General features: G+C 63.1%; 24 protein-coding genes. 16 read left to right on the forward strand and 8 right to left on the reverse strand.

From position 1 onward, the window contains the following. The first annotated feature begins 4 nt into the window (after positions 1-4). Positions 5-1303 carry an amidohydrolase family protein gene (locus tag IB272_RS19165; protein WP_060604365.1) on the forward strand — a complete coding sequence of 433 codons (1299 nt, stop codon included), beginning with the start codon at positions 5-7 and terminating at the stop codon, positions 1301-1303. A 17-nt stretch (positions 1304-1320) separates the two neighbouring features. Here IB272_RS19165 and IB272_RS19170 read toward each other — a convergent pair whose 3' ends face one another. Both IB272_RS19170 and IB272_RS19175 read right to left on the reverse strand, forming a co-directional pair. Further along, positions 1321-2178 (reverse strand): MurR/RpiR family transcriptional regulator, encoded by an 858-nt coding sequence (locus IB272_RS19170; RefSeq protein WP_034787843.1) that lies wholly within the window; start codon positions 2176-2178, stop codon positions 1321-1323. Between the two features lie 76 nt (positions 2179-2254). Continuing rightward, positions 2255-3334: a spermidine/putrescine ABC transporter substrate-binding protein gene (locus IB272_RS19175; protein ID WP_234852724.1), complete on the reverse strand. Its 1080-nt coding sequence runs from the start codon at positions 3332-3334 to the stop codon at positions 2255-2257. 162 nt (positions 3335-3496) lie between these two features. On the opposite strand from IB272_RS19175, the gene IB272_RS19180 reads away from it, so the two are divergent. Genes IB272_RS19180 through IB272_RS19195 form a run of 4 tightly spaced genes read left to right on the forward strand, consistent with a single transcriptional unit; the run spans position 3497 to position 7454 of the window. Next, positions 3497-4588 (forward strand): ABC transporter ATP-binding protein, encoded by a 1092-nt coding sequence (locus IB272_RS19180; RefSeq protein ID WP_090426066.1) that lies wholly within the window; start codon positions 3497-3499, stop codon positions 4586-4588. Between the two features lies 1 nt (position 4589). Beyond that, on the forward strand, positions 4590-5489 hold the full coding sequence (locus IB272_RS19185) for an ABC transporter permease (protein WP_060604371.1): 900 nt from the start codon (positions 4590-4592) through the stop codon (positions 5487-5489). Continuing rightward, positions 5440-6327: an ABC transporter permease gene (locus tag IB272_RS19190; RefSeq protein ID WP_210333189.1), complete on the forward strand. Its 888-nt coding sequence runs from the start codon at positions 5440-5442 to the stop codon at positions 6325-6327. Before IB272_RS19185 ends, IB272_RS19190 begins: the two co-directional genes overlap by 50 nt. 2 nt (positions 6328-6329) lie before the next feature. Further along, positions 6330-7454: a P1 family peptidase gene (locus tag IB272_RS19195; RefSeq protein WP_090426069.1), complete on the forward strand. Its 1125-nt coding sequence runs from the start codon at positions 6330-6332 to the stop codon at positions 7452-7454. A gap of 36 nt (positions 7455-7490) precedes the next feature. On the opposite strand, the gene IB272_RS19200 is transcribed toward IB272_RS19195, so the two are convergent. After that, entirely contained in the window at positions 7491-8369 is an 879-nt protein-coding gene (locus IB272_RS19200; RefSeq protein ID WP_112975291.1) for a helix-turn-helix domain-containing protein, read from the reverse strand. Between the two features lie 94 nt (positions 8370-8463). Between IB272_RS19200 and IB272_RS19205 the strand changes: the two genes are divergently transcribed. The 3 genes from IB272_RS19205 to IB272_RS19215 all read left to right on the forward strand — a co-directional run bounded on the left by IB272_RS19205 (position 8464) and on the right by IB272_RS19215 (position 11949). Further along, entirely contained in the window at positions 8464-10026 is a 1563-nt protein-coding gene (locus IB272_RS19205) for a 4-hydroxyphenylacetate 3-hydroxylase N-terminal domain-containing protein (protein ID WP_112975305.1), read from the forward strand. A gap of 8 nt (positions 10027-10034) precedes the next feature. Continuing rightward, positions 10035-10547 carry a flavin reductase gene (locus tag IB272_RS19210; protein ID WP_034787824.1) on the forward strand — a complete coding sequence of 171 codons (513 nt, stop codon included), beginning with the start codon at positions 10035-10037 and terminating at the stop codon, positions 10545-10547. A 148-nt stretch (positions 10548-10695) separates the two neighbouring features. After that, positions 10696-11949, forward strand: a complete 1254-nt coding sequence (locus tag IB272_RS19215; protein ID WP_090426072.1) for a sensor domain-containing diguanylate cyclase — start codon at positions 10696-10698, stop codon at positions 11947-11949. An 84-nt stretch (positions 11950-12033) separates the two neighbouring features. Here the strand turns inward: IB272_RS19215 and IB272_RS19220 are convergent, their stop codons facing one another. Further along, entirely contained in the window at positions 12034-12741 is a 708-nt protein-coding gene (locus IB272_RS19220; RefSeq protein ID WP_034787819.1) for a DUF6198 family protein, read from the reverse strand. 164 nt (positions 12742-12905) lie between these two features. After that, positions 12906-14633, reverse strand: a complete 1728-nt coding sequence (locus IB272_RS35595) for an amidohydrolase family protein (RefSeq protein ID WP_210333188.1) — start codon at positions 14631-14633, stop codon at positions 12906-12908. Between the two features lie 177 nt (positions 14634-14810). Between IB272_RS35595 and IB272_RS19230 the strand changes: the two genes are divergently transcribed. After that, complete coding sequence (locus tag IB272_RS19230; protein ID WP_060582286.1) at positions 14811-15713, forward strand: LysR family transcriptional regulator; 903 nt, start codon at positions 14811-14813, stop codon at positions 15711-15713. A 45-nt stretch (positions 15714-15758) separates the two neighbouring features. Here IB272_RS19230 and IB272_RS19235 read toward each other — a convergent pair whose 3' ends face one another. Next, positions 15759-17237 carry an aldehyde dehydrogenase gene (locus tag IB272_RS19235; RefSeq protein WP_192444663.1) on the reverse strand — a complete coding sequence of 493 codons (1479 nt, stop codon included), beginning with the start codon at positions 17235-17237 and terminating at the stop codon, positions 15759-15761. Positions 17238-17308: 71 nt separating this feature from the next. Further along, positions 17309-18760, reverse strand: a complete 1452-nt coding sequence (locus IB272_RS19240; RefSeq protein WP_060582288.1) for an APC family permease — start codon at positions 18758-18760, stop codon at positions 17309-17311. Positions 18761-19057: 297 nt separating this feature from the next. Here IB272_RS19240 and IB272_RS19245 point away from each other — a divergent pair, with 297 nt between their 5' ends. Genes IB272_RS19245 through IB272_RS19270 form a run of 6 tightly spaced genes read left to right on the forward strand, consistent with a single transcriptional unit; the run spans position 19058 to position 25427 of the window. Next, positions 19058-19840: an IclR family transcriptional regulator gene (locus tag IB272_RS19245; protein WP_034787810.1), complete on the forward strand. Its 783-nt coding sequence runs from the start codon at positions 19058-19060 to the stop codon at positions 19838-19840. Next, entirely contained in the window at positions 19840-21093 is a 1254-nt protein-coding gene (locus IB272_RS19250; protein ID WP_113079963.1) for a Tm-1-like ATP-binding domain-containing protein, read from the forward strand. The genes IB272_RS19245 and IB272_RS19250 overlap by 1 nt, the downstream gene beginning before the upstream one ends. Before the next feature lie 8 nt (positions 21094-21101). Beyond that, positions 21102-21764 carry an HAD-IA family hydrolase gene (locus IB272_RS19255; protein ID WP_113079975.1) on the forward strand — a complete coding sequence of 221 codons (663 nt, stop codon included), beginning with the start codon at positions 21102-21104 and terminating at the stop codon, positions 21762-21764. Positions 21765-21766: 2 nt separating this feature from the next. Beyond that, positions 21767-23122 (forward strand): aspartate aminotransferase family protein, encoded by a 1356-nt coding sequence (locus IB272_RS19260; protein WP_113079976.1) that lies wholly within the window; start codon positions 21767-21769, stop codon positions 23120-23122. A gap of 3 nt (positions 23123-23125) precedes the next feature. After that, positions 23126-24409, forward strand: coding sequence for an aspartate aminotransferase family protein (locus IB272_RS19265; protein WP_113079964.1), 1284 nt, complete (start codon positions 23126-23128; stop codon positions 24407-24409). A gap of 7 nt (positions 24410-24416) precedes the next feature. Continuing rightward, positions 24417-25427: a phosphotransferase gene (locus IB272_RS19270; RefSeq protein ID WP_113079965.1), complete on the forward strand. Its 1011-nt coding sequence runs from the start codon at positions 24417-24419 to the stop codon at positions 25425-25427. A 20-nt stretch (positions 25428-25447) separates the two neighbouring features. On the opposite strand, the gene hpaR is transcribed toward IB272_RS19270, so the two are convergent. Beyond that, positions 25448-25918 (reverse strand): homoprotocatechuate degradation operon regulator HpaR, encoded by a 471-nt coding sequence (hpaR, locus tag IB272_RS19275; RefSeq protein WP_090296574.1) that lies wholly within the window; start codon positions 25916-25918, stop codon positions 25448-25450. 126 nt (positions 25919-26044) lie between these two features. Here hpaR and IB272_RS19280 point away from each other — a divergent pair, with 126 nt between their 5' ends. Beyond that, positions 26045-26437: a 5-carboxymethyl-2-hydroxymuconate Delta-isomerase gene (locus IB272_RS19280; protein WP_034787798.1), complete on the forward strand. Its 393-nt coding sequence runs from the start codon at positions 26045-26047 to the stop codon at positions 26435-26437. Positions 26438-26471: the final 34 nt, after the last annotated feature.

The following is a 26471-nucleotide window of genomic DNA, read 5'->3' on the forward strand; positions in this document are numbered from 1 at the left end:
CAGCATGTTCGACCTGATCATCCGCAATGCCAATCTTCCGGACGGACGGCTTGGCGTCGATGTCGGCGTCAAGGGCGGCAAGATCGCAGCGATCGAGATGGCTCTTGCCGCGACAGCGGGCGAAGAAATCGACGCCACCGGCCGCCTGCTCAGCCCGCCTTTCTGCGACCCGCATTTCCACATGGACGCGACGCTGTCGCTCGGACTGCCGCGCATGAACGTCTCCGGCACGCTGCTGGAAGGCATCGCGCTCTGGGGCGAGCTGCGCCCGATGTTGACCAAGGAGGCGCTGGTCGCGCGGGCGCTGCGCTATTGCGACCTCGCCGTCAGCCAGGGCCTTCTTGCCATCCGCAGCCACGTCGACACCTCCGATCCACGGCTGGTGACGGCCGAGGCACTGCTGGAGGTAAAGGAGAAGGTCGCGCCCTATATCGACCTGCAGCTCGTCGCCTTCCCGCAGGACGGCTATTTTCGCGCGGCCGACGGCGAGGCTTCACTGAACCGCGCACTCGATATGGGCATCGGCATCGTCGGCGGCATCCCGCATTTCGAGCGCACGATGGAAGATGGCGCGCGCTCGGTGGAAGCACTCTGCCGGATCGCCGCAGACCGCGGCCTGCCGGTCGACATGCATTGCGACGAGACCGACGATCCGATGTCGCGCCACATCGAGACGCTGGCGGCTCAAACGGTCCGCTTCGGGCTTCAGGGACGCGTCGCGGGTTCGCACCTGACCTCGATGCATTCGATGGACAACTACTATGTCTCCAAGCTGATCCCGCTGATGGCGGAGGCGGAGATCAACGTGATCCCCAATCCACTGATCAACATCATGCTGCAGGGACGCCACGACACCTATCCAAAGCGCCGCGGCATGACGCGGGTTCGTGAGTTGATGGCGGCCGGCCTCAACGTTTCCTTCGGGCACGACTGCGTCATGGATCCCTGGTACTCGATGGGTTCGGGCGACATGCTGGAAGTGGCTCACATGGCCATCCACGTGACGCAGATGGGCGGGATCGAGGACAAGCGCAAGATCTTCGACGCCATCACCGTGAATGCAGCGAAAACCATGGGCCTTGAAGGCTACGGCCTCGACGTCGGCTGTAAGGCCGACCTCGTCCTGATGCAGGCGGCCGATGTCAGCGAAGCGCTGCGGCTGAAACCGAACCGGCTCTGCGTGATCAAGGCCGGCAAGGTCATCGCCAGGACGGCGCCGCGCATCAGCGAACTGCTTCTCGACGGCCGGCCGGCCTCCATCGACATCGGGCTGGATTACATCCCGCAGACGTCGGCGCCCTGAGCTTTCGGACTTCGATTTCAATCCTCGAAGTCGCCGAAGACGTTCTGTAGCCGAGTAAGCTGGGCGACGCGCTCGCCGACCTCGTCGCCGAGGACGACGATGATGTTGCTCAGAAGCAGGTCCATGACCGCGACGGTCGTTGCTGCTCCATCCCAGAGCGGACCATGGGACCCGGGCACGACGAGGCAGATGTCGGAGACCTCCGGCGCCCAGGGGCAGAACTCGTCGGTGAAGAGGATGACCTTGACGCCGGCCCGACGCGCCTCCTCCGCCAAGGGCCGCGCCTTGGCGGCGAAGCGGCGTACGTCGTGCAGGAACAGCACGCGTCCCTCGACGGAACCGTCGAGCAGCTCGGCATAGGTGCCGTTGAGGCCATCGACGAACTGCACCCGCGACCGGGTATAGGATAGCTGGCTCGCGAAATACTGCGCGATACCGCGTACGTTCTGGTAGGCAGCGACATAGACCTCGCTGGCAGCAATCAGAGCGTCGATCGCCTGCTGCCATTCCGGCGCGGTCGTCAACTCATAGATCATGCCGAGATTGTCGATCTGCTGCTGGATCAGGCCGGCAAGCAGCTTGCCTTCGCGGTTGTCGTCGCGCAGACGGCCAACCGATCCCTTCACCTGCCAGGCAGGATTGTTGGAGCCGTCGCGCCGAAGCTCCAGTTTCAGCTCGTCGAGACCGTCGAAGCCCATGCGCCGAAGATAACGCCCGACCGTCATCGGCGAAACTTCAAGCCGGGTCGCGATCGAACGCGCCGTCTCGAAGGGAATGTCGGCCAGATTACGCTCGATGTAGTTGGCGATGAGCTTATCAGATTTCGAGCGTCTGAGCTCGTCGCTGCGCACCAGCTTCAGGATTCGCTGCGCCACGTCCCCTCCCCTTGCATGATCGGAGCGGGGTTCCGGCAAGCTAGCGCCGCATATCCCGCTCCGTCGCATCGCCTGTTTATTGCGCCGTCTTCACCTTCGTCCAGACCCGATCGAGCTGGCGCACGCCGGGGCCGAGATCTTCGAAGATCTGCAGCTTCTGCATGGTTTCCGGCGGCGGGTTGATTTCCTTGCTATTCTTGATCTGCTCGGGGGTCAATTGCCGCGCAGGCACGTTGGCCGTGCCGTTCGTCTGCTGCTCGATGTTGAGCGCCGCCACTTCGGGACGCGTGTAGAACTGCATGAACTTTACGGCGTTCTCCTTGTTCGGCGCGGTCTTCAGAACGCAGATATCCTCCTGATACATCGTCGCGCCTTCCTCCGGGATCACGTAGCCGAGATCCTTCGGATTACCGAAGACGTCGACCATCGAGCCGACGAAGAAATGACCGGCCGCCACATCGCCGGCCGCGACCATCGGGCGGGTGTCATAGGTGAAGGCGGCGACATCCGGCTTCATGGCGATGATCGTATCGGCCGCCTGCTGCAATTCGGCAGGGTCGGTGGAATTGACCTTGTGGCCATTGAGGATGAGGCCGACCGACAGCACCTCGCGCATGTCGTCAAGCAGCGTGAATTTCAGGCCTTTGGCCTTCACGGTTTCGATCAGGTCGCGCCAGCCGGTCACGTCCTTGCCAAGCAGCGTGCGGTTATAAAGGATACCGACCGTACCGAAGGCATAGGGCAGGCAATATTCGCCCTTCGGGTCGCTTTTGGCGCGAAGGAACGTCGGGTCGATATTCTTGAAGCCCTCATAGGTGTTGATGTCGGTCTTTTCGAGCAGGTCGAGCTTGGCCATGATGTCCTGCATGTGCACCGACGGGAAGACGATGTCGTAGCCCGTGGCGCCACCCTGGATCTTCGCCAGCATCTCCTCATTGGAGGAATAGGTCGAGAGGTTGACCTTGATCTGGGTCTCCTCCTCGAACTTCTTGAGGACAGCCGGATTGATGTATTCGCCCCAGTTGTAGATGTTGAGCTCGGCCGCTTGCGCCGTGCCGAAAAGGGCTGTCAGCGTCGCAAGGGACAGTGCCACTGTGCGTGCACGGGTCGCGAAGGCTCTCCTGCCCCCGCGGGTCGTCCCGTTTGTCATCGTCATCGAAATTCTCCTCTGATGGTTCTGGCCGGACGGCCTGACACGACCTTGACCGGCCGCTTCCGGATCACGGCTTCTCATGGCCGTTGACTCCGATAGGCAAATGGTATCCATATATCGAAAACGCACAAGCGTTATTTGCATAACATTTTGGGGAACAGAAGTATGCAGAATTCCATCGTCCGGCTGGTGGAGGCGAGCAAGGCCTTTACCACTCCGGAAGGCGGCACCGTGACCGCTCTCGACCGTATAGATCTCGATGTCCGCCGCAACGAATTCCTGACCTTGCTCGGTCCCTCCGGTTGCGGCAAGACCACACTGCTGCAGGCGATCAGCGGCTTCGTCGAACTCGACGGCGGCTCGATCCTGATCGACGGCGAGGACATGACCGACCGGCCGCCCTATCGTCGCCCGGTCAACACCGTCTTCCAGAACTACGCGCTGTTTCCACATATGACCGTCGGCGAAAACGTCGCCTACTCGCTGGAGGTGGCGGGCGTTGCCAAGCCGCAGCGCCGGGAAAAGGTCGCGTCCGCCCTGAAGATGGTCGGGCTCGAAGGCATGGAAGCACGCAAGCCGCGCCAGCTCTCCGGCGGCCAGCAGCAGCGGGTAGCGCTCGCCCGCGCCATCATTGCTCGTCCGAAGCTGCTTTTGCTCGACGAACCGCTGTCGGCGCTCGACAAGAACCTGCGCCAGGCCATGCAAATCGAGCTCAAGACGCTGCAGAACGAGCTTGGCATCTCCTTCATCTTCGTCACCCATGACCAGCAGGAAGCGCTAACGATGTCGGATCGCGTTGCCGTGCTATCAGGCGGGCGCATCCAGCAGCTTGATACGCCGCGCGCCATCTACGACCATCCGGTCAACACGTTCGTTGCAACGTTCATCGGCGCCAGCAATCTGTTCGAAGGCAGGGTCGACGGCGACCGGCTGATGACGGCTGACGGCATGGCGATCCGCCACCGGCCCTGCGAGCGGACGATTTCGACAGAGGCAACGGCGCTGATCCGTCCGGAACAGTTCTTCCTCGTCGAGGACAACGCTCCCTTCCCGACGATCGACGTCGATCTCGACCAGATCGTCTTCGTCGGCTCCACCTTCGAGCTGTTCGGTCGCACCGCCGAGGGCCGCAAGGTCGTCGCCGAGATTCCGGCCAACCGCCGCAGCCTCGTCGGCGCGGTCGAGCAGACCCGCAAGGCGCGACTTGCCTATGATCCAGCCGCCGTGCACCTGATTGGCGAAAGCGCAGGTGCCTAAGATGACGATCGCCAGTCGCCGCCGCTTCCAGCTTGCACTCCTGCTCGGGCCCGTCTCGGCCTTTCTCGCCGTCTTCTTCCTCGGGCCGCTCGCGATCATGATCGTGACCAGCTTTCTCGCACCCGGCCTTTATGGCGGGGTGGAATGGACCTTCTACCCGCATAATTTCGGCCGCATTCTCGGCTTCGCCGATCCGATGTTCGAGGAGTTCGATCCGATCTACATCGCGATCTTCCTGCGCTCGATCGAGATCGCCGCCCTTACGGTACTCGCGACCCTCCTCGTCTGCTACCCCGCGGCCTTCTGCATCGCCCGGCTTTCCGACCGCTGGAAGAACTTCTGCCTGTTCCTGATCACACTGCCCTTCTTCACCAGTCTGATCGTGCGGCTGTTCGTCTGGGTGCTGATCCTGCGCCAGACCGGCCTCGTCAACGAAGTGCTTCTATCCACGGGGCTGATCGAACGGCCGCTCGACCTGATCTACACCAAGGGCGCGATCATCCTCGGCATGACCTATGTGTTCATTCCCTTCATGTTCATGCCCGTCTATGCCAGCGTCGAGAAACTCGACTGGACGCTGGTGCGCGCCTCGCTCGATCTCGGCGCCGGCCCCGTGCGCACCTTCTTGCGCATCATCCTGCCCTTAACCGCACCCGGCATTGCCGGCGGCGCCGTCATCGTCTTCATCCCGGCGCTCGGCAACTTCGTCGTGCCGGCGGTGCTTGGTGGCGCCAAGGTGATGATGTTCGGCAACCTCATCGAGCAGCAGTTCCTCGCCGCCCGCAACTGGCCCTTCGGTGCAGCACTGGCGATGATGGTGATGAGCGTCATGCTGATCATGATGATCGCCCATGTCATCCTTTCCGGACGGCGCGGCGCTGCCGCCGCACTGGCACGGTGAGGCGCCCGTGAAGATCGCTCGATCCCTTTTTACCGGTGGCCTGCTTGCCTACACCGGCTTGTTCTTCGCCTTCATCTACATCCCGCTCGTGGTCATCGCCGTCTATTCGTTCAACGCCAATCCGGTGAACATGATGACCTGGACCGGGTTCACCACCGAATGGTACGCTCAGGTTCTCGGCTTCAAGACCAAGGTCTCCGAGAGCGCGCTCTACATCGAATCGACGGGGCAGCTGCTGCAGGCGGTGTGGAACAGCCTGGTCATCGCCGCCTCGACAACGGCCATTGCAACCGTCTTCGGCACGGCGATCGCGATTGCGCTCTACCGCTTCGAATTTGTCGGCCAGCGCTTCTACCGGGTGGTGATGTTCATGCCGATGCTGATGCCGGATATCGTGCTCGGCATCGCGCTCCTGATCTTCTTCGTCAATTCCGGCATCCGGCTGGGCCTGACGACGATCATCATCGGCCAGTGCACCTTCCTGATCTCCTACGTCTTCATCGTCGTCTCGGCCCGCCTTGCCGGCATGGATCGCACGTTGGAACACGCGTCGGCCGACCTCGGCGCCAACGAATGGATGACCTTTCGTCGGGTGGTGCTGCCGCAGCTTTTCCCGGCGATCGTCGGCGGCGCGCTGCTCGCCTTCATCATCTCGATGGACGATCTCGTCATCACCTATTTCATCGCCGGCGTCGATGTCACGACGCTGCCGATGTTCATCTTCTCCATGCTTCGGCGCGGCATCAAACCGGAGATCAACGCCATCGCCGTGATGATGCTGACCTTCTCCTTCGTCGTCGCCTCGCTCGGCCTTTACCTTCGCTCCCGGCAGAAATGATCATGAACGAAAAAACCTTTACGCCCTCCAGCGCCCGCGCCCGCGATATCGGCCTGCCCTTTGCCGGCCGCACCGGCCGCTTCAACGCCATCACGGATGTCGAAGGCATTGCCGTCGGCTTCCGCACTATCGAGGAGCAAACGCCGCGACCCGGCCGAAAGCGCCCGGTGCGCACCGGCGTCACCGCCATCCTGCCGCATGCCGGATCGGAAACACCGGTCCCGGTTTATGCCGGGGTGCACCGCTTCAACGGCAACGGCGAAATGACCGGCACCCACTGGATCGAGGATGGCGGCTTCTTCCTCGGACCCGTGATGATCACCAACACCCATGCGGTCGGCATGACCCACCACGCCACCATCCAATGGATGCTGGAGCGCTACAGGACGACCTACGACACCGATGATTTCCTCTGGCTGATGCCGGTGGTCGCCGAAACCTATGACGGCGTTTTGAATGACATCAACGGCCAGCCGATCACGGAAGCCGATGTGCACGCCGCACTCGACGCTGCCGCGTCCGGCCCGGTCCAGGAAGGCAATTGTGGTGGCGGCACCGGCATGATCGCCTATGGCTTCAAGGGTGGCACCGGCACCGCCTCGCGCGTCGTTGAATTCGGCGGCCGCGACTACACGATCGGCACGCTGGTCCAGGCCAATCACGGGCAACGCGACTGGCTGACGATCCGCGGCGTTCCGGTCGGCGAACACATGCGCGACGGCACGCCGCAAAGCCAGATGCAGGAGCGCGGCTCGATCATCGTCGTGATCGCGACCGACCTGCCGATGGCACCGCATCAACTCAAGCGCCTGGCGCGACGGGCGGCGATCGGCATCGGCCGCAACGGCACGCCCGGCGGCAACAATTCCGGCGACATCTTCCTCGCCTTCTCCACCGCCAACACCCAGCCGATGGCCCACAAGGCGCCGCCGCGACTGTCGCTGGAAATCGTCAACGACGAGCTGCTTGACCCCGTCTATCTCGCGACCGTCGACAGTGTCGAAGAAGCAGTGGTGAACGCGATGATCGCGGCCGAAGATTCCGGCGGCACAGCCCATGATCGCTTCAAGATCCGGGCGATCCAGCATGAGCCTCTGATGGAGGTTATGCGGGCCTATGGCCGATAACCGACGGACTTGGCGATACCTCTCGGAGCCGGTGACTTAGCCGGCTCCAGGCGAGTTCAACCGCGCACGGCGCCAGTCGCTCGGGGCTTCGCCGACCCTCAGGCGGAAGAAGCGCGAGAAATAGGCGGCGTCGGCAAAGCCGATCTCATAGGCAATGTCTTCGAGTGGCCGGACCGTAAAGAGCAGCAGGCGCTTGGCCTCAAGCAATCGCCGCTCGTTGATCAGTTCCTTCACCTGCATGCCGAAGGCATCCCTGCTCGCCTTGGCAAGCAGGTGCGGCGTCGTGGCGAGCGCATCGGTGTAGTGCCCGACGCTCCAGTTCTCGCGGAAACGCAGATCGATGAGCCGGCGCAGTTCCGTGGCCAGCATCGCCTGTGTCGGCTGGGCGGTGGGCGGTGCTGCGGCTGCCAGGCGAGCGATCTGGGTCAGCACGGCGGCGACCAGAGATGCCAGCATCCGCTGCGTGCCCGTGGCACCGCCGGCGTACTCATCAGCGACGATATCGAGCAGTTCCGCAAGACGGCGCCAATGCCGGTCTTCACCGTCGCCACGGATCATAATGGGCGTATATAGCGCCAGCGTCGTTTGCTCGCGGATGGAGAGCAGCGCACCATCGGCAATCGAGACGACGATCGCGTCGCTCGTCTCTGGATCGACCGAAAACCCGTGCACGATGCCGCTCGGCACGAAGCTGATGGCGGGTGCGGAAAAGTCCAAAGGCTTGTCGTCGATGAAGTAAGTTCCCCCGCCGCTCAGCCAGTAGGTGATCTGCCCCATCTGGTCGTGCTTGTGCGCCTTGATCTGGCCCTGATGCAGGTTCCGCCGCGCCATCACCGTCTCGACATGGAAGAACCCGGGCTCGACCTTCTGCTCCGGTTCGCCATAGACGAAGAAACTTGGAATGCTGCTGCTCATGCTCCACCCGGAAAAGTCCAAGTCATTTTGCCATTCTGTCCATGGCCGCTGACGATTTCAACGCCTAGCCTTGACGAAACTCAAGGAGGAGAAAATGAGAGCAGAGGATTTCCGCGCCGACAGGGCGCGGCCCTTCACCGGCGCCGAATATCTGGAAAGCCTGCGCGACGGCCGCGAAGTCTATATCAATGGCGAGCGCGTCCACGACGTCACCAGCCATCCGGCCATGCGCAATTCCGCCCGGTCGCTCGCAAGGCTCTATGACGCGCTGCACAACCCGGCGAAGAAGGATATCCTGACGTCACCGACCGACACGGGCTCGGGCGGCTACACCCACAAATACTTCCGCGTCGCCCGCTCCTCCTCCGATCTTGCGGCACAGCAAGGCGCGATCGCCGAGTGGGCACGCATGTCCTATGGCTGGATGGGCCGCACCGCCGACTACAAGGCGGCGCTGATGAACACGCTGGGCGCCAATGCCAACTGGTACGGGCCGTTCAAGGACAATGCGCTCGCCTGGCACAGACGCGCCCAGGAAGCCGCCCTCTTCATGAACCATGCGATCGTCAATCCGCCGATCGATCGCCACAAGCCGGCGGATGCGGTGAAGGACGTGTTCGTCCACATCACCAAGGAAACGGATGCCGGCATCTACGTCTCCGGCGCCAAGGTGGTGGCAACCTCCTCTGCGCTGACGCACTACAATTTCCTCGCACAGAGCTCGGCGACGGTGACCGAGGATCCCTCGCTCTCCGTCATGTTCATCGTTCCGATGAACGCGCCGGGCATCAAGATGTTCTGCCGGGTCTCCTACGAGCAGACGGCCAACACGGTCGGCCATCCCTTCGACTATCCGCTGTCGTCGCGCTTCGACGAGAACGACGCGATCCTGGTGCTCGACAATGTCTTCGTGCCCTGGGAGGATGTTCTCGTGCTGCGCGACGCCGCCAAGATCCTCTCCTTCCACCCGGCCTCCGGCTTCATGCACGGCTACTGCTTCCAGGGCTGCACCCGCTTCGCGGTGAAACTCGACTTCCTCGCCGGCCTGCTTGCCAAGGCTTTGAGGGCGACCGGCGGCGACGCCTTCCGCGGCAACCAGGCGGCGCTCGGCGAGGTCATTGCCCTTCGACACATGTTCTGGAGCTTCTCCAACGCCATGGCGCATAACCCCATTCCCTGGGCCGACGGCGCGGTGCTGCCCAATCTCGAAGCTGCGCTTTCCTACCGCACCTTCATGTCGGAGGCCTATCCGCGCGTCGTCGAGACGATCCGCAGGGTCGTCGCCTCCGGCCTGATCTACCTGCCCTCCTCGGCGCGCGATTTCGGCAATCCCGAGATCGATCGTTACCTGGCGCAATATGTGCGCGGCTCCAACGACATGGGCCATATCGAGCGCATCAAGATCATGAAGCTGCTCTGGGACGCGACCGGCACCGAGTTTGGCGGGCGGCACGCGCTTTACGAACTCAACTATGCCGGTGCACCCGAAGAGGTGCGGCTGCAGGTGTTGAAGGGCGCCGAGCGCGGTGGGCGCCTGAAGGAGATGGAGGCGCTCGTCGATCAGTGCATGGCCGACTACGACGAGAACGGCTGGACCGGCAATACCTGGCTGCCGCCGCTCGACGACAACGCCACCCTTCGCAGCGCAGCCGAGTGAGGCCTGCCATGGAACCGCTCGTTTCAAAGACCGAGTTTCGCAATGCGATGGCGCGGGTCTGCGCGCCGGTCAACGTCATCACCACCAACGGACCCGCCGGACGCGGCGGGTTCACGGCCACCGCCATGTGCTCGGTAACCGACGAGCCGCCGACGCTGCTTGTCTGCATGAACCGGAACTCCACCCAATGCGGGCTGTTCATCGACAACAGGCGCTTTTGCGTCAACGTGCTCAGCCACGACCATCGGGATCTCGCCGGCCATTTCGCCGGCGCGACGCAGGACATGGCCGCGCGCTATGCCGCCACCGACTGGGTCGAGATGCAATCGGGCAGCTTCGCCGTCAAGGATGCGATCGTTTCGCTCGACTGCGAACTGGCCGAGGCGCGGCTCTTGGGAACGCACCATATCCTCATCGGCCGGGTCGTCGGCATCCGCTCGCGCAGCGATGGTAATGCGCTGCTCTACTTCGACCGCAACTATGTACACGTGCCGACGCAGCTCGGAAGTTTCGGCGGTTAAGCACGGACGCAGCGTCGCTGGTTCGGTACAAACACAGCATCTTTCGCCACAGAGCCGGCGCAATCCACATCCAGTTGCTGTTCAGCGCCTTTTGTTTTTTCCCTAAAACGCGTCTATTGCCGGGCGTGGAATGAGAAAGGAAAACGGAATGGTGGTTGCTGGGCCAGCCGGACGTCCGACGACGGACGCGAAAGGCAGGGAATTCGATCGCTTGGCCGCCCTTGGACATCTCGATATCCTCGACACGCCAAGGGATGAAGGCCTTGAACGGGTCGTACGGCTGATCAAACAGGTCTTCTCCATAGAGATCGGCATCGTCTCCTTGGTCGATGCACATCGCCAATGGTACAAGGCCTGCTCCGGCCTTTCGGCCGACGAGGTCCCGCGTAAAGAGACCTTCTGCCGATATGTCGTCGCCTCCGAGGAGCCTCTCGTCGTCCACGACGCCACGAAGGATGCACGCTTTTCGCAGCACCCTGCCGTGGCAGGCCCCGAACATGTCCGGTTCTACGCAGGCGTCCCGCTGAAGACGTGGGACGGGCATACAGTTGGGACCGTGTGCGCGATCGACCGCGCGCCACGTCAGTTCACTGAGACGGATCTTGCGATCCTGATGGAGCTGGCGGGCGTGGCGATGGACCGGATCGATCTGCTCCGCTCGGCCGCGACGGATGGACTGACCGGGACGCTGACGCGGCGCGCCTTCCGCGAGGAAGCGGACAAGCTGATCTCGCTCGCGGTGCGGCACCAGCATGACCTGTCTTGCATCGTCCTCGATGTGGACCATTTCAAGCGGGTCAACGACACACACGGGCATGCGGCGGGAGACGAGGTCTTGAAGGCCGTTGCCTCCATCTGCCAGTCCAATCTGCGAGCAAGCGACCTCTTTGGGCGGCTCGGCGGAGAGGAATTTGCCGTCATGCTGCCGCATGTCGACGCGACAGGCGCGCTGACGGCGGCGGAAAAACTGCGGGCAGCGATCGCCGCTCAGACGATCCACGGTGAATTCGGCCAGCTCGCGGTGACTGCGAGCTTCGGCACCGCCGCCCTTTCGGCCAATAGCAGGGATAACGCCACCTTGCTCGCCCAGGCGGATGCGGCGATGTATCTCGCCAAGGCCGGCGGACGAAACCGCTGCGTCGAATGGAGCAGTCTCGAAGCCGGCTATCCGCTCGGTCCGCGCCAGCGCGTGCTGAAGGCCGGAACCATTCTCTTCGACGACAGGCATTCACGGATCGACTGCACGATCCGGTCGCTGGGCGCCGATGGCGCGGCGGTTACGGTTTCGAATTCCGCCGGCATACCACCGGAACTCGTTCTGGTGGTCGCCGGCGACGGTTTCGAAACCAAGTGCCAGGTGGTGGCACGGGACCGGCAGAACCTCGAACTCGCTTTCGGATAAGCCTGTTCGCCCGTAAGCAGAGATCACGACACATGATGAAGGGGCGCCGGTTGGGCGCCCCTTCTCGCATCTTTGCGCGGGATGCTATTCCGCGGCCGCTTCCAGGCCCTTCGGCGAAGGTGTCGCCTTGCCCTGGAACTTCCTGAACAGGAAGAAGTAGAGCTTGATGTACTGCCCGACGAGAATGGCGTTCAGGATCGTGCCTTCGCGGATGAACTTGACCTCTGCGAGGAAGAGCAGACCGATACAGGCCGACAGAACCAGCAGCGTGCAGTCGAAGCCGGTCTTGATGTTGCCCCACTTCCAGCCGGTGCGCTTGAAGATGGTGTTGACGAACATGTCGATCGGCATCAGCACCAGATTGGCGCGGATCATCAGGAACAGGCCGAAGGCGAGCGCCGCATCGGCAAAGACCAGCAGCGCCACCCGCAGCGGATAGGCCTCGAGCTTGATGAACTCGGTGATCCCCAGGTTGAAGTCCAGGAAAACCGCCAGCACGAAAGCCGGGATCAGCGAGGCGAAGTTCTTGAGCTTGAAGTCCTTGGGCAGGACCAGATAGGTCAGGAACAGCATGATCAGTTCGAGCATGAAGTTGTAGGTGCCCTGGCTGAAGGGCGGATAGACCAGCGTCATGGTCCGCGTCAGGCTGCTCTGGGGTGAAATGCCGATGCCGGCCCGGATCGCCAGGCTGACACCGAAGGTCAGCACATAGATGCCGACGACATACATGATCCAGCGCCGCGTCAGGCTGCCGGTATCGACGATTTCGGCTTCCGCCGCATTATGTGCCATTGTTTCCTCCCTCGAAACGAGGCGGAGCTCCTTACCCCGCCGGCCCATCGCCCCCTCAGCGATGCGCTTTTAAATCTTTCGGCATGTCCGCCCATTGTCGCGGAAGCACGCCACTTTCCAGGCAGACGGACGCCGAAACGCCCGTCTCCTTTTTCTGAATGGCTCTAGGCCATGAAGCGGAACCGGTGCAACGAGATGAACAGGCTGAGCAGCTTGTTGACCACCGGTTCGCCTTCGTTGCGGTTGCCAAGAGCTTCGAGCGCCGCATCGATCGCAGCGGCACTGGCCGTCAGTTGCTCGACGCTCATGTTCGCCATGACCCCGTAGATCTCCAGCGGCATGACGGCCTTTTCCACCCTGTCGTCGGTGACGATGCAGGCGCCGGCATGGGTATCGACCCGCTTGAGGCAATGGCACATCTCGGCGCTGTCCTGACCGACGACGACGAAATAGGGCTTCGGCGCCGGCCAAAAGGTCGCCACTGCGCCACGATCGACATGAACGCCCTTGAAAAGCCCGTTCACCACATGGCGTTTGCCGTCGGCATAGCGCTGGACGACCGACAGCCGGCTCATCTTCTTGCCCTCATGCTCGGCAACGACCTTGCCATCCTTCAGCGGAACCCAGATTTCCTGGTAGAATTTGGCGTGGCCGCGGCCGTAGACATCGAACAAATAGACCTTGGCCTGCGTGCCGTCTTCCGACACTTCCAGGGGCACGATGTCCAGTTGCTCCGGCGAGAGATCGGCGAGGCCGGAAACGCCGTCCTTGCACATGCCGGAATAGTCGATGTCGGCATTCTTCAGCAGCTTGCGGTCTTTTGCGACCAGTTCGCCATCCTTGAACACGTAGAGCGGATTGATCTTCGACAGGCTGTCGGTCAAGACGATATCGGCGAACCGGCCGGGCGTCAGCGAACCGATCTTGTCTTCCATGTGGAAAGAACGCGCGGTGTTGTAGGTCGCCATCTTGATCGCGTGGATCGGGTTGATGCCCATTTCGGCTGAGAGCGAAATGATCCAGTCCATGTGGCCCATGGTGAGCAGTCGCTCGATCGAGATGTTGTCGGTGCAGAGCATGAAATTGTCGGTCGGCCATTTGCGGTCGACGATCGCGCGCAACAGCACCTTGATCACCTCGCTGCTGCCGACCCCGAACTTGATGTGCGTCGGGAAGCCGTAGCGAATGCTCTTCTCGATATCCTTCTCGTTCCAGACGTCGTGATTGTTGGAGACGCCGATCGCCGGCAGATAGTTGAGGATCATGTCGGAGAGCGCCGTGACGCCCCAGTGGCCGTTCATAAAGCCGCCCTTGGCGCGGACCCAGGCCGCCTTGCGGAAATCGTCGTCGTTGCCGGAACTGTAGGTGAAGTGCTCGAACTCCCCGAGGCCGATCACCGGTTCCATCTTGAGCACGGCTTCCGTCACCGATGCCGCCGTCTTCTTGCCCGGTGCGAAGGCATAGAGCCGGTAGGGCAGCTGCTCGTAGTCCCGGAAAAGGCTCTCGGCCGCTTCGATGCCTTCCTTGCCCGCGGCGCTGAGCAGATCCAGGCACTCGGCATAGATCGTCGTCGTGCCGCAGGGAACCATCGCCTCGGCGAGCGCCGTCGGGTGCGCGAGCTGGGATTCGAAATGGATATGCGCGTCGATCAGGCCGGGGATCGCATAGAGGCCCTTGCCGTCGAAGACTTGCTTGACCTTCAAGACGGTCTCGTCGGGGTTGAGCGCAACGATGCGCTTGTCGTAGACGAGAATGGACCCCTGGTAGACGGTCTCTCCATGAACATCGAGGATGTTCAGGTTCTTCAAAAGAAGATCCGCCTCCCGCTCGCCGTTCAGGATATCGAAGATGGCGCGCACCTTTTCGTAATGCGCGGCTTCAGTCTGGTTCACGAATAGTCCTCCACTTTCATAGTCGTCGGCGCCTGCCCATAACCCGCCATATTCAGCGGGTGCAGTGCCGGCAGCGCGCCCCTCGCCAACCATAAGAAGTCATTGCACCGCTTCCGAAAAGCAGTATTTTCTGCTCGTACCGTTCGCTTTTCGAGAACGATTAAATTGGGGAAGACCATGCTGCATTCACGCGTGCTGCGCTATATCGACGAGGTGGCGCGCTCAGGCTCGATCCGCGGGGCGAGCGAACGGCTGAACGTCGCTGCCTCGGCCATCAACAAGCATGTGTTGCAGCTTGAGGAGGATATCGGCGAGCCGCTGTTCGAGCGGCTGCCGCGCGGCCTCAGGCTGACGCCGGCCGGCGAAATCCTCGTCGCGCATGTGCGCCGGACCATGAAGGAATACAGCCAGGTCGAAGCCGAAATTCGCGATATCAAGGCGCTGCAGAGCGGCGAGGTGATCATCGCCACAATGAACGGCCTTGCCGGCGGCATCGTGCCGAAGGTGGCTGCGATCTTCGGCGCACGCCATCCACGCCTCAAGATCACGATCCGGGTAATGTTCGCCCGCGAGATCGTTCAGGCGGTGGCCGGTGGCGAGGCCGACCTCGGCTTTGCCTTCAGTCTCCCGCCGACGCCGCAGATCGAGACACTCTGGAAGATGGACACCCGCCTCGGCGCGGTCGTTGCTCCTGAACACCCGCTCGCCGGCATGGAATCATTGCCGCTGGCCTATTGCCAGCCCTACCCGCTGATCTTTGCCGACAAGTCGATGCAGATCCATGGCATCGTCGCCGACGCCTTCGCTGAGGCCGGGCTGACAGTCGAGCCGAGCTATCTCACCAATTCCATCGAGGCGATGAAGTTCCTGGCCGCGGCCGGCGACGGCATCGCTTTCCTCAGCAAGTTCGACATTACCGAGGAACAGCGAAACGGCGTCCTGACATACCTGCAGATCCGTGACCGGACTTTTGCAAAGAACGTGCTTTCGCTGGTGCAGCGGGAAAGACGCGGCCACGGCCTGGCCGCCGCCATGTTTGCCGAAGAGATCATCCGGGCCTTGCGGGCGACGATGGAATAGCCTTCTTACCCGGCCCAACGCCGATACGGTTTGTCGTCCCGGGGGTCAGAGCTGAATCCAGGCGGTCTTCAGATCGATGTATTTGTCGAGCGCGTGCAGCGACTTGTCGTGACCATTGCCGGACTGCCTGACGCCACCGAGCGGCACTGTGTTGTCGGCGCCGCCATAGGTATTGACGTGCACCACGCCGGCGCCGATGCCGCGCACCATGCGGTGCGCGCGTGACAGGTTCGCAGTCCAGACGGCCGACGCCAGACCGTAGTCGGTCGCGTTGGCGATCCGGAGTGCGTCGACCTCGTCATCAAACGGTATGACCGCAAGCACGGGGCCGAAGACCTCCTCCTTCGCCAGCTTCATATCCGGCTGAACGTCGAAGACAGTCGGCTGCATGTAGGAGCCACCGGTTTCTTCGAGGATGCGCTTGCCGCCGGAGCGCAGCCTTGCACCTTCAGCCTCGGCCTCTCTGACGAAATCGAGGTTCTTCTTGAGTTGAACCTCGCTCGAAATCGCACCGGCCTCGGTCGCAAGACGCAGCGGGTCGCCGACCTTCACGGATCCTGCGATCGCTGCCACCTTCTCGGCGAAGGCTTCGTGAATGGAGCGCTCGACAAGCAGCCGCGAACCGGCAACGCAGACCTGGCCGGAGTTGCGGAAGATGCCATAGGCGGAAATGCGCGCGGCCTGGTCGAGGTCGGGTGCGTCGGCAAAGACGACGTTCGGCGACTTGCCGCCGAGTTCGAGATAGACGCGCTTCAGGTTCGAGCGCGCGGAATATTCGAGCAGCCGACGACCGACGCCGCCGGATCCGGTAAAGGCGAGAACATCGATATCGCCATGAAGGCCGATCGCCTCGCCCGTGGTCGCGCCGCGACCAGTGACGACATTCAAGACACCCTCTGGCAGACCGGCCTCGGCGCAGATCTCAGCGAGCCTGAGCAGGCTGAGCGAGGCGCCCTCGGCCGGTTTCAGCACCACGGAATTGCCGGCGGCAAGCGCCGGCGCGATCTTCCAGGCGCCGATCATCAGCGGAAAATTCCAGGGAACGATCGCGGCGACCACGCCAATCGGTTCGCGGTGCACGAGACCGAGAATATTGTCGGCCGTCGGAGCGATCTCGCCATAGACCTTGTCGAGCGCCTCAGCATAGTAGCGGAAGGTGCCGGCGGCACTGCCGGGTTCGGCCTTCAGCGCCATAGAGATTTCCGTGCCATTGTCGCGTACGCCGAGAACGGCCAGCTCGAGTGCCTGCGCCTCGATGATCTCGGCAATGCGCGTGAGAACCTTTTTGCGCTGGGCCGGGGCAGCCTTCGACCAGCTTCCCTTCTCGAAAGCGGCGCGGGCGGCCTGGACCGCGGCATCGACATCACCGGCTGCCGCGTCGGCGATCGTCGTCAGATGCCTGCCGTCGATCGGCGAGACGACATCGAGGCTTTGACCGGAGAGGCTCTCCTGCCAACGCCCCCCGATGAACAGTTTTTGGGCCGCAACGGGCAGGTTGCGCAATTGATCGATCTTGTCCTGCATCGTGTCCTGTCCCGTTTGGTTTGCAGGGATGGCGGCGGGCCGCCATCCCCAAAAGCGATATTCCCGAGAGATCAGATCTCCTGGCCGGCACCCAGGCGGGCGAACTCAATCGGATTGCCCGATTTCAGCGAGGCCGCCAGGAACAGCCCGATGACCCCAAAGATCACGACGAGCCCCGGCAAGAACACCGCGAGCATGCCGGTAGCGCCGGCGAGATCGCCGAAATTGGCCGCGATCGCGATGATGACGGCAACGAGGATCAGACCGGTGACGACGGGAATGACCTTGGTGACCAGCGGGTTCGTTTCAAGCCCAGGATTGCGGTTGAAGAAGGCGACGATCGCAAAGGCGGTAAAGGCCATCAGCGTCATGACCGCAAGCGTGCCGACGTTGGTCAGCCAGGAGAACAGCGCCAGCACCGGGTCCTGGCCCGTTGCCGCAAAGAGCGCGACGATTAGCACGGCAATAACCGTCTGGATCAGCGAACCGACATGCGGGCTGTGGTAGACAGGATGTGTGACGCCGATCGAGGCGGGCAGCAGGCGCTCGCGGCCGGCGACGTAGAGATAGCGGGCGACACCGTTGTGGAACGCCAGCACGCCGGCAAAGAGGCTCGTGACGAAGAGCACGTTCATCAACGGCGGCAGCCAGCCGCCGGCATAGCGTTCGGCGAGGCCGAAGAGAAAAGTGGTCGGATCGGCAAGGCCCTGCAGTTCGGGCACCAGCTTGTCCGCGCCGGCGGCGTTCACCATCAGCCACGAGGTGAACATGTAGAAGATGCCGATGATCAGCACCGAGATATAGGTCGCACGCGGCACGGTCTTCTCCGGATCGCGGGCTTCCTCGCTGTAGATCGTCGTCGCTTCGAAACCGATGAAGGCGGCGAAGCAGAAGAGAATGCCGATCGACGGCGAACCGGAGAGGATCGCCGAGGGCGTGAACGAAACCGTCGTCAATCCACCGTCGCCGCCCTTGGCGAGGATCGCGACGTCGATGACGAGCACGACCAGATATTCAAGGATGACGAGGACAGTCAGCACCTTGGCGGAGAGATCGACGCGGCGATAGCCGAGAATGCCGACTGCAGCGATGCCGATAAAGGTCCAGACCCACCAGGGCAGATCGATCCCCAAGCCGGCGAAAAGCCCCGCCGTTGCCGCGCCGAAGAGGCCGAAGACGCCGATCTGCATCGCGTTATAGGCAAGGATCGCGATCATCGCCGCGGCACCGCCCATCAGCCCGCCGAGGCCCTGTGCCGTATAGGCATAGAAGGCGCCGGCATTGCGGATATGCCTCGCCATGGCGACATAGCCGACCGAGAACAGAAGCAAGATCGCCGTGACGATCAGGAAGGTGCCGGGAATGCCCGCACCGTTTCCGAGCATCATCGACAATGGAACGCCGCCGGCAACCGCGGTTAGCGGTGCAGCGGCGGAAACGACGAGAAAGGTGACGGCGCCGACGCCGAGGGCGTTCTTGCGCAATTGGTTCGCCCCGGTCACGGGCGCAGGCGAATTGGTCATGGTCTTGGCTCCCCTTGCTGGCGCGAACGCCTTTTCGCCTCCGGTCCTTCTCTCCGGCGGCTGCTCCCTGAAGCGGACTTGAGGCGCGGGGCTTGCTTTTTGTCTTTGCCGCGCAAGTCTTTCGGTTCATTATTTGAACCCTAGCTTCAAATATAGACTTGCAAATTGCATCTAGCCCTGTCAAGTTATTTCGCATGTTAAGTATCTCGACCCAGAACGACCGGGAGAGCGGGTCTACCGCTCCTTAGGAGGGAACAGGCGAGAGGACTGACGGGGCGCTCGACAACGGAGGAATGTATGAGCACCATCGGTAAGGCCCTGACTTTGCTCGACGCGATCTCGCGCCTTGAGAAAGAGGCGGGGTTGAGCGACATCGCCCGCCACTGCGGGCTCGACAAGGCGACGGCCAGGCGCTTCCTCGTCGAACTGGAAAAACACGGCTTCGTCGAGCAGGACGTGGAAACGCGCCGTTATCGCCTCGGCGGTGCACCGGTGCGGCTCGCCCGTATCCGCGAGGCGCGCTTTCCCTATCTGAGCGTGGCGACCCCTTTTGCGCGGGAACTCGCAAGCCTTGCGGGCGAGACCGTCCACCTCTCCGAATACGCCGCCGGCCGCCTCTCGACCATTCATGTGGAAGACTCGCAGCGGGCGCATCGTGTCATCGTCGACGTCGGCAGCATCCTGCCCTTCCACGCGACTGCATCCGGGCTCGGCTTTCTCTCCTTCTGCCCGCAGAAGGAGATCGACGCGGCCCTGTCGGCACCGCTCCAGGCCTTCACCGACCACACGCTGACGGATCCGGCCGCACTCCGCCAGACGCTCGGCGAGACGCTCCGGCGTGGCTACTCGATCTGCCATCACGGGCTTGAGACCGGCGTCGTCAGCGTCGCCGCCCCGATCCGTGCGCCCGGCACAACGCCGGTCGGCGCCATCGCTATCGCCGCACCTGCAACGCGTGCCGACAAGGAGACGGTGGAACAGATGGGGCGCGCCGCTATGGCTGCGGCAAGACGCATTTCCGAAAGACTTTTCGGGTTGGAGCAGGTTGCTGCCGATCCGCTGGCAAGGAGGGCCGGCTGATGAATGCAATGAACCGTCTCCCCAATATCCTGGTCGTGGGTACGGGAGACACCAAATGCGACGAACTCCAGTTCATGGCGTCCGTCATCCGCGAAGCCGGCGGACTGCCTGTGATGATGGATGTCAGCATTCTCGGCGACCCGCCCTATCAGCCTGAGTACTCGCGCCACGACATTGCCGAAGCGGCCGGCGTCTCGATCGCGGCCATCGCATCCAGCGGCGACGAACACAGCGCCATGGCGCTGATGGCAACAGGTGCCGCCGCCCTTACCCGTTCGCTCTACGAGGCCGGCCAGGCCGATGGCGTAATCATTCTCGGCGGCTCGATGGGCACCGACCTGGCGCTGGACGTCGCCGCGGCGCTACCACTCGGCGTGCCGAAATTCATCGTCTCGACGATTGCCTATTCGCACCTCTTGCCGCCCGAGCGCATCGCGCCTGATCTGATGATGATCCTCTGGGCTGGCGGGCTCTATGGTCTCAACGGCATCTGCCGCTCGGTGCTCTCCCAGGCCTGCGGCGCGGTCGTCGGTGCTGCGCGGTTCGGTACAAAGCCGGATAGATCGCGGCCGCTGATCGGCATGACCTCGCTGGGATCGAGCTGCCTCAAATACATGAAATACCTGAAACCCGAACTCGAGCGCCGCGGCTACGACGTCGCCGTCTTCCATTCGACCGGCATGGGCGGGCGCGCTTTCGAGGCGATCGCGGCCGAGAAGGGTTTCACGGCCGTCTTCGACTTCTGCATCCAGGAGGTCAGCAACCACCATCACGGAACGGTCGTCACCTCAGGGCCGGACCGGCTTGAAAATGCCGGGCGAGCCGGCATCCCCCAGATCGTCGCGCCCGGCGCCGTCGACATGGTCGACCTGCCCGCCTGGCAGCCCGTTCCGCAAGCCTTCGCCGACCGCCCCTATCACGCCCACAACCGGCTGCTCGGCTCGGTCACCACGTCAGTCCAAGGGCGGCGCGAGATCGCTCGCGTCATCGGCGGCAAACTGGCCGGCACCGGCGCCGAAGTCGCCTTCATCCTGCCGCTTCGGGGCATCCAGGAATGGGACCAACCGGAGGAGCCGCTGCATGAGCCGGAAGCCCTCGGCGCCTTCATCGACGAGATGCGCCGGTTCATCCCTTCAGGCGTCGCGCTGCATGAGGTCGACAGCCACATCAACGCCCCGGAATTCTCGAAAGCAGCACTTGCGATCTTCGACGACTGGGTGTCGCGCGGCATCGTGCCCGAGGGTCGGCCATGACGAAGAACATGACCGACAAGGCATTGATCCTCGACTTCGGCGGCGTCGTCACCCGAACGCTATTCGAGACCCACGATGTCACCGAGCGCGCACTTGGTCTTGCGCCGGGCACGCTCACGTGGCGCGGCCCCTTCGATCCGGCGACCGACCCGCTCTGGGCCGCCATGCAGCGGCGCGAGATCACCGAACGGGACTACTGGACGACACGCACGCGCGAGGTCGGACAGTTGCTCGACGAAGACTGGAGCGACATGAAGACCTTCGTGCAGCGGGCGCGCGGGGCCGAACCGGAGCTGGTGCTCAGGCCCGAGGCACGCGACGCGATCCTTGCCGCTCACAGGGCCGGTGTCCGGCTCGCCATCCTCTCCAACGAACTCGACCTCTTCTATGGCGTCGCGTTCCGCGAGCGTTTCCCGCTGATCGAGCTCTTCGAGATTATCGTCGACGCCACCTACACCAACATCCTGAAGCCCGATCCGCGCGCTTACGAACTGGTGCTGAGCCAGCTCAGTTTGTCGCGCGAAGCCTGCGTCTTCGTGGATGACCAGTTGAAGAACATCGAGGGTGCGCGGGCCGTCGGCCTGCCTCACGTCCATTTTGACGTCACCCGCCCCGCAGAAAGCTATGCCAGAGCGCTTCAGATGCTCGGCCTCGAACTGACAGGAGCATGAGCATGCGCGAAACCAACTTCCTCATCGAGAACAACGCCCGCCACCTCTGGCATCCGATGGCGCATCCGGCCGAGATGCAGGCGACGCCGCCGCGCATCATCAATGCCGGCGAGAGCGTCGAGATCGTCGACATTCACGGCAAGAAGGTGCTCGACGCGGTCGGCGGTCTCTGGAACGTCAATCTCGGCTATTCCTGTGAACCGGTGAAGGAGGCGATCCGCCGCCAGCTCGACGACCTGCCCTATTATTCGACCTTTCGCGGCACCACCAATTCGCCGCTGATCGAGCTGTCCTACGAGCTCGCTGAATGGTTCCGCGAGGACGGGCTGACGCGCTCGTTCTTCACCTCGGGGGGCTCGGATTCGGTCGAGACCTGCCTGCGTCTCGCCCGCCAATACCACAAGCTCAACGGCCAGCCGGAGCGCACCAAGTTCGTCGCCTTGAAGAAGGGCTATCACGGCACCCATTTCGGCGGCGCCTCGGTCAACGGCAATGCCAATTTCCGTCGCAACTACGAGCCGCTGCTGCCCGGCGTCTATCATCTGCCGGCGCCCTATACCTATCGCAACCCGTTCGACACGACCGACGGCGCTGTCATCGCCAAGTCGATCGCGCGACTCTTCGAGGACGAGATCGCCTTTCAGGGCGCCGACACCATCGCGGCGCTGATCATGGAGCCGGTGCTTGGCGCCGGCGGCGTGATCGTGCCGCACGAGACCTTCATGCCGCTGATGCGCGAGATCTGCGACCGCCACGGCATTCTGCTGATTGCCGACGAGGTGATCACCGCCTTCGGCCGCACCGGCGCCTGGACCGGCTCACGTCTCTGGGGCGTGAAGCCAGACTTCATGTCGACCGCGAAGGCGATCACCAATGGCTACTATCCCTTCGGCGCAGTGATGATCGCCGACAAGGTGGCCGAGGCTTTCGAAAGCAACAAGACGGCTGCCGGATCGATCGGCCATGGTTACACCTACTCCGGCCATCCGGTCGGTGCTGCGGCAGCACTCGCAACGCTGAAGGAGACGCGCAAGCAGAACGTGGCGGCGAATGCCGGTGCCCGCGGCGAGGAACTCATCGCCGGTCTCGAAGCGCTGAAGGAGCGGCACGAACTGATCGGCGACGTGCGTGGCAAGGGTCTGATGTGCGCGCTCGAACTGGTCTCGGACCGCGAGAAGAAGACCGCTGCGGCGAAGGATGTGGTGCAGAAGGTCCAGGACGTGACCTATGACGCCGGCGTCATGGTGCGAACCTCGGGCGCCAATGTCATCCTCTCGCCGCCACTCGTCATCACCGCCGGCGATGTCGCCCGTATTCTGACGGCGCTGGACGCCGGCCTCACCGCCGCACGGGGATAAACCATGACAGGCAACGCGGATCTGATCGCGCGCCGCGAGCGGCTGCTCGGGCGCAACATGTCGCTGTTCTACGAGGAGCCGGTCCATCTGGTGCGCGGCGAAGGCGTCTGGCTCTTCGACGCCGATGGCCGCCGCTATCTCGACTGCTACAACAACGTGCCGCATGTCGGCCATTGCCATCCGCGGGTGACCGAGGCGATCGCCCGGCAGGCCTCAACCCTCAACACCCACACCCGCTATCTGCACGAAGGCATTCTCGACTATGTCGAGCGGCTGACCGCGACCTTCGACAAGAGCCTCGACGCGGCGATCCTCACCTGCACCGGCAGCGAGGCGAATGACGTGGCGCTGCGCATGGCTCAAGCCGTGACCGGCAAAACCGGGGTGATTGCCACCGACCACACCTATCACGGCAACACCGCGGCCGTGTCGCAGCTTTCGACCCGAATGCCGCCGGTCGGCGGCTTCGGCGGCCACGTGCGCCACGTGCCAGCACCCGACAGCTACCGACCGCTCGGCGGCGAGCCGGGTGACGCATTCGCTGCGGCCTTCACCGCCAAGGTCGAAGAAGCGATCGCCTCGCTTGAGCAGAGCCCGCACGGCTTCTCGGCGCTGATCATCGACCCCTTCTTCGCCAACGAAGGCTTTCCGGAATTGCCATCCGGCTTTCTCGACGGCGCCGTCGCCGCCGTCCGAAAGGCGGGCGGCCTTGTGATTGCCGATGAGGTCCAACCGGGCTTCGGTCGCACCGGCGGGCACATGTGGGGGCACCAGAAAGCCGGCATCCTTGCGGATATCGTCACGCTTGGAAAGCCCATGGGCAACGGTCACCCGATCGGCGGCGTGGTCGCGGGAAGCGAAACACTCAATGCCTTCCGCAAGGCGTTTCGTTACTTCAACACCTTCGGCGGCAACCCCGTATCCTGCGCTGCCGCCATGGCGGTGCTCGATGTGATCGAAAGTGAGAAGCTCATCGAGAACGCCGCCACCGTGGGCGCCTATGCCAAGGCGGGTCTCGCGCGGCTTGCGGACAAACATGACGTGATCGGCGACATCAGGGGCAGTGGCCTGTTCTTCGGTGCGGAACTCGTCACCGATCGCAGCGAGAAAACACCGGCGAGCGATCTCGCGACAAAGGTGATCAACGGCATGCGAGAGCGGGGCGTGCTGATGGGCAAGCTTGGCATCCACCAATGCACGACGAAGATCAGGCCGCCGATGCCGTTCACCCGCGACAATGCCGACCTCATGCTGTCGATGCTCGACGACGTGCTTTCGGGTCTGTGAGCCGACGATGATCGCCGACCTGCCTCCGCAATTTCGCGCCGCGCTCGACGCGCGCGCCCGTCAGGCGCTCGCCCATTGGGGCGTCGCCGACCAACGGCCGGAACTGTTGAAGTATCGGGAAAACGCGGTGTTTCGCGTATGCCTCGCCGATGGTCGGTCGGCGGCGCTGCGGCTGCACCGCGCCGGCTATCACGGCGAAGCGGCCCTTCGCTCGGAGTTGCAATGGATGGCAGCACTCGGCGATGGCGGTCTCGCGGTGCCGCGGCCGATCGCAACGGCGGACGGATGCCTGCTTGTTGCCCTGCCGGAAGATGAAGCGTTTGCCGCGCAGCACGCCGATATCATCGGCTGGATGGACGGACAGACGCTCGGCGAAAGCGGAAAGCCGCTGTCCCACACACCCGAAAAGCTCGGCGCGATCTTCTCGGCACTCGGCGCCACCATGGCCGAGATGCACAATCTCGCCGACCGCTGGACGTCGCCGGAGGGATTCTGGCGCCCCGCCTGGGATGCGGAAGGACTGCTCGGCGAGCGGCCGCTCTGGGGACGGTTCTGGGACTGCGACGGCTTGTCTTCGGCGCAGGTAAGAGCGCTTTTGGCGTTGCGCCATGGTCTCCGGCAGCGCCTGGCAACGATGCCGACTCCGGCGCAGGATTTTGGGCTGATCCATGCCGATCTCGTTCGGGAGAACGTGCTCGTTGCCGAGAACGGCGTGACCGTCATCGATTTCGACGATGCCGGCTACGGCTTTCGCCTCTTCGACATCGCGACCGCACTCCTGAAAAACCGGCGCGAGCCGGCATATGAGACGATCGAGGCTGTGCTGATCTCAGGCTATCGAAGCCGCCGCGCCCTGCCGGACGAAGCGTTTTCCTGCCTGCCGCTGTTCCTCGTGCTTCGCAGCCTCACCTATATCGGCTGGTTTGCCTCGCGGCCGGAGTTGCCCGCGGCGCGCGACCGCGTCCTGCGTTATGCCGACGAGACGCTGGCGCTTGCGGAAGAACTGGGGGTTCGATGATCAAGGCGCCGTCGAAGCACTCAGTCGTTGAGACTGGCGAGTTCGTCCAGCATATCGAGCAGGACTTCGACGCGCTCGTGGCCGTAGCGAGCTTCGAGCTCCTCGTAGATCGCGCGGCTTTCCGGGCTGACGTCGGCGATCACCCGCATGCCCTCGGGCGCGATCTCGAGCAGAACGCGCCGGCCGTCGTCGGCGTCCTTATGCTTGGTGATCAGGCCGCGCTCCTCGAGCGAGCGGATGATGCGCGTCAGGCTTGGCGCCAGGATGAAGGCCTTGTCGGCCATCTCGGACGCATCGACCCGGCCGGCTTCGGCGAGAATGCGGATCACCCGCCATTGTTGCTCGGTAATATCGTGACGCGCCAGCATCGGTCGAAAATGCGCCATGACGGCTTCGCGTGCGCGCAGAAGCGCGATCGGCAGCGAACGGCGCGTGTTGTGCGGCAAAAGGGCGTCGTGGCCCAGGTCGGTGGGAGGCTTTTCGCGGCTCATAGGCGTTCTATCGGACATTTTCTTTCGTTCTGCAATCGGCAGGCGCAGCTGCGGGAAACGGGCTGCTTGACACTGTCGGCAATTTCGTTAACGTGTTAAATATATGAGAGCGCATCGGGAGGAAAGATGCCGCATCTGACAATCGAATATTCCGGTAACCTCGACACTCGCGTCGACTTTGCCAAGCTGTGCCGCACGGTGCACGCGACCATCCTCGGCACCGGCCTCTTCGAGCTTGGCGCCATCAGGGTGCGCACGATCCAGAGCCGCGACTATGCGATCGCCGACCTCCTGCCGGAAAACGGCTTCATCGACCTGTCCTTCCGCATCGGCCGCGGCCGCACGGAAGCGGAGAAGAAGGCGACCGGCGACGCGATTTTCAAGGCCGTCAGCGAAGAACTCTCGACGCTCTTCTCGACGCCGCATTTCGCCCTCAGCCTGGAGATCCGCGAGATCGATCCGGAGCTGAGCTGGAAGAAGAACGCCATTCACCCCAGGCTGCGCGCCTCCAACGGCTGAGCGCGGCCCTCCCACAAAAACACAGCAGTGCGCG

It is taken from the genome of Ensifer sp. ENS08, assembly GCF_014852195.1.
In the GTDB taxonomy this organism is placed as follows: Bacteria; Pseudomonadota; Alphaproteobacteria; order Rhizobiales; family Rhizobiaceae; genus Ensifer; species Ensifer adhaerens.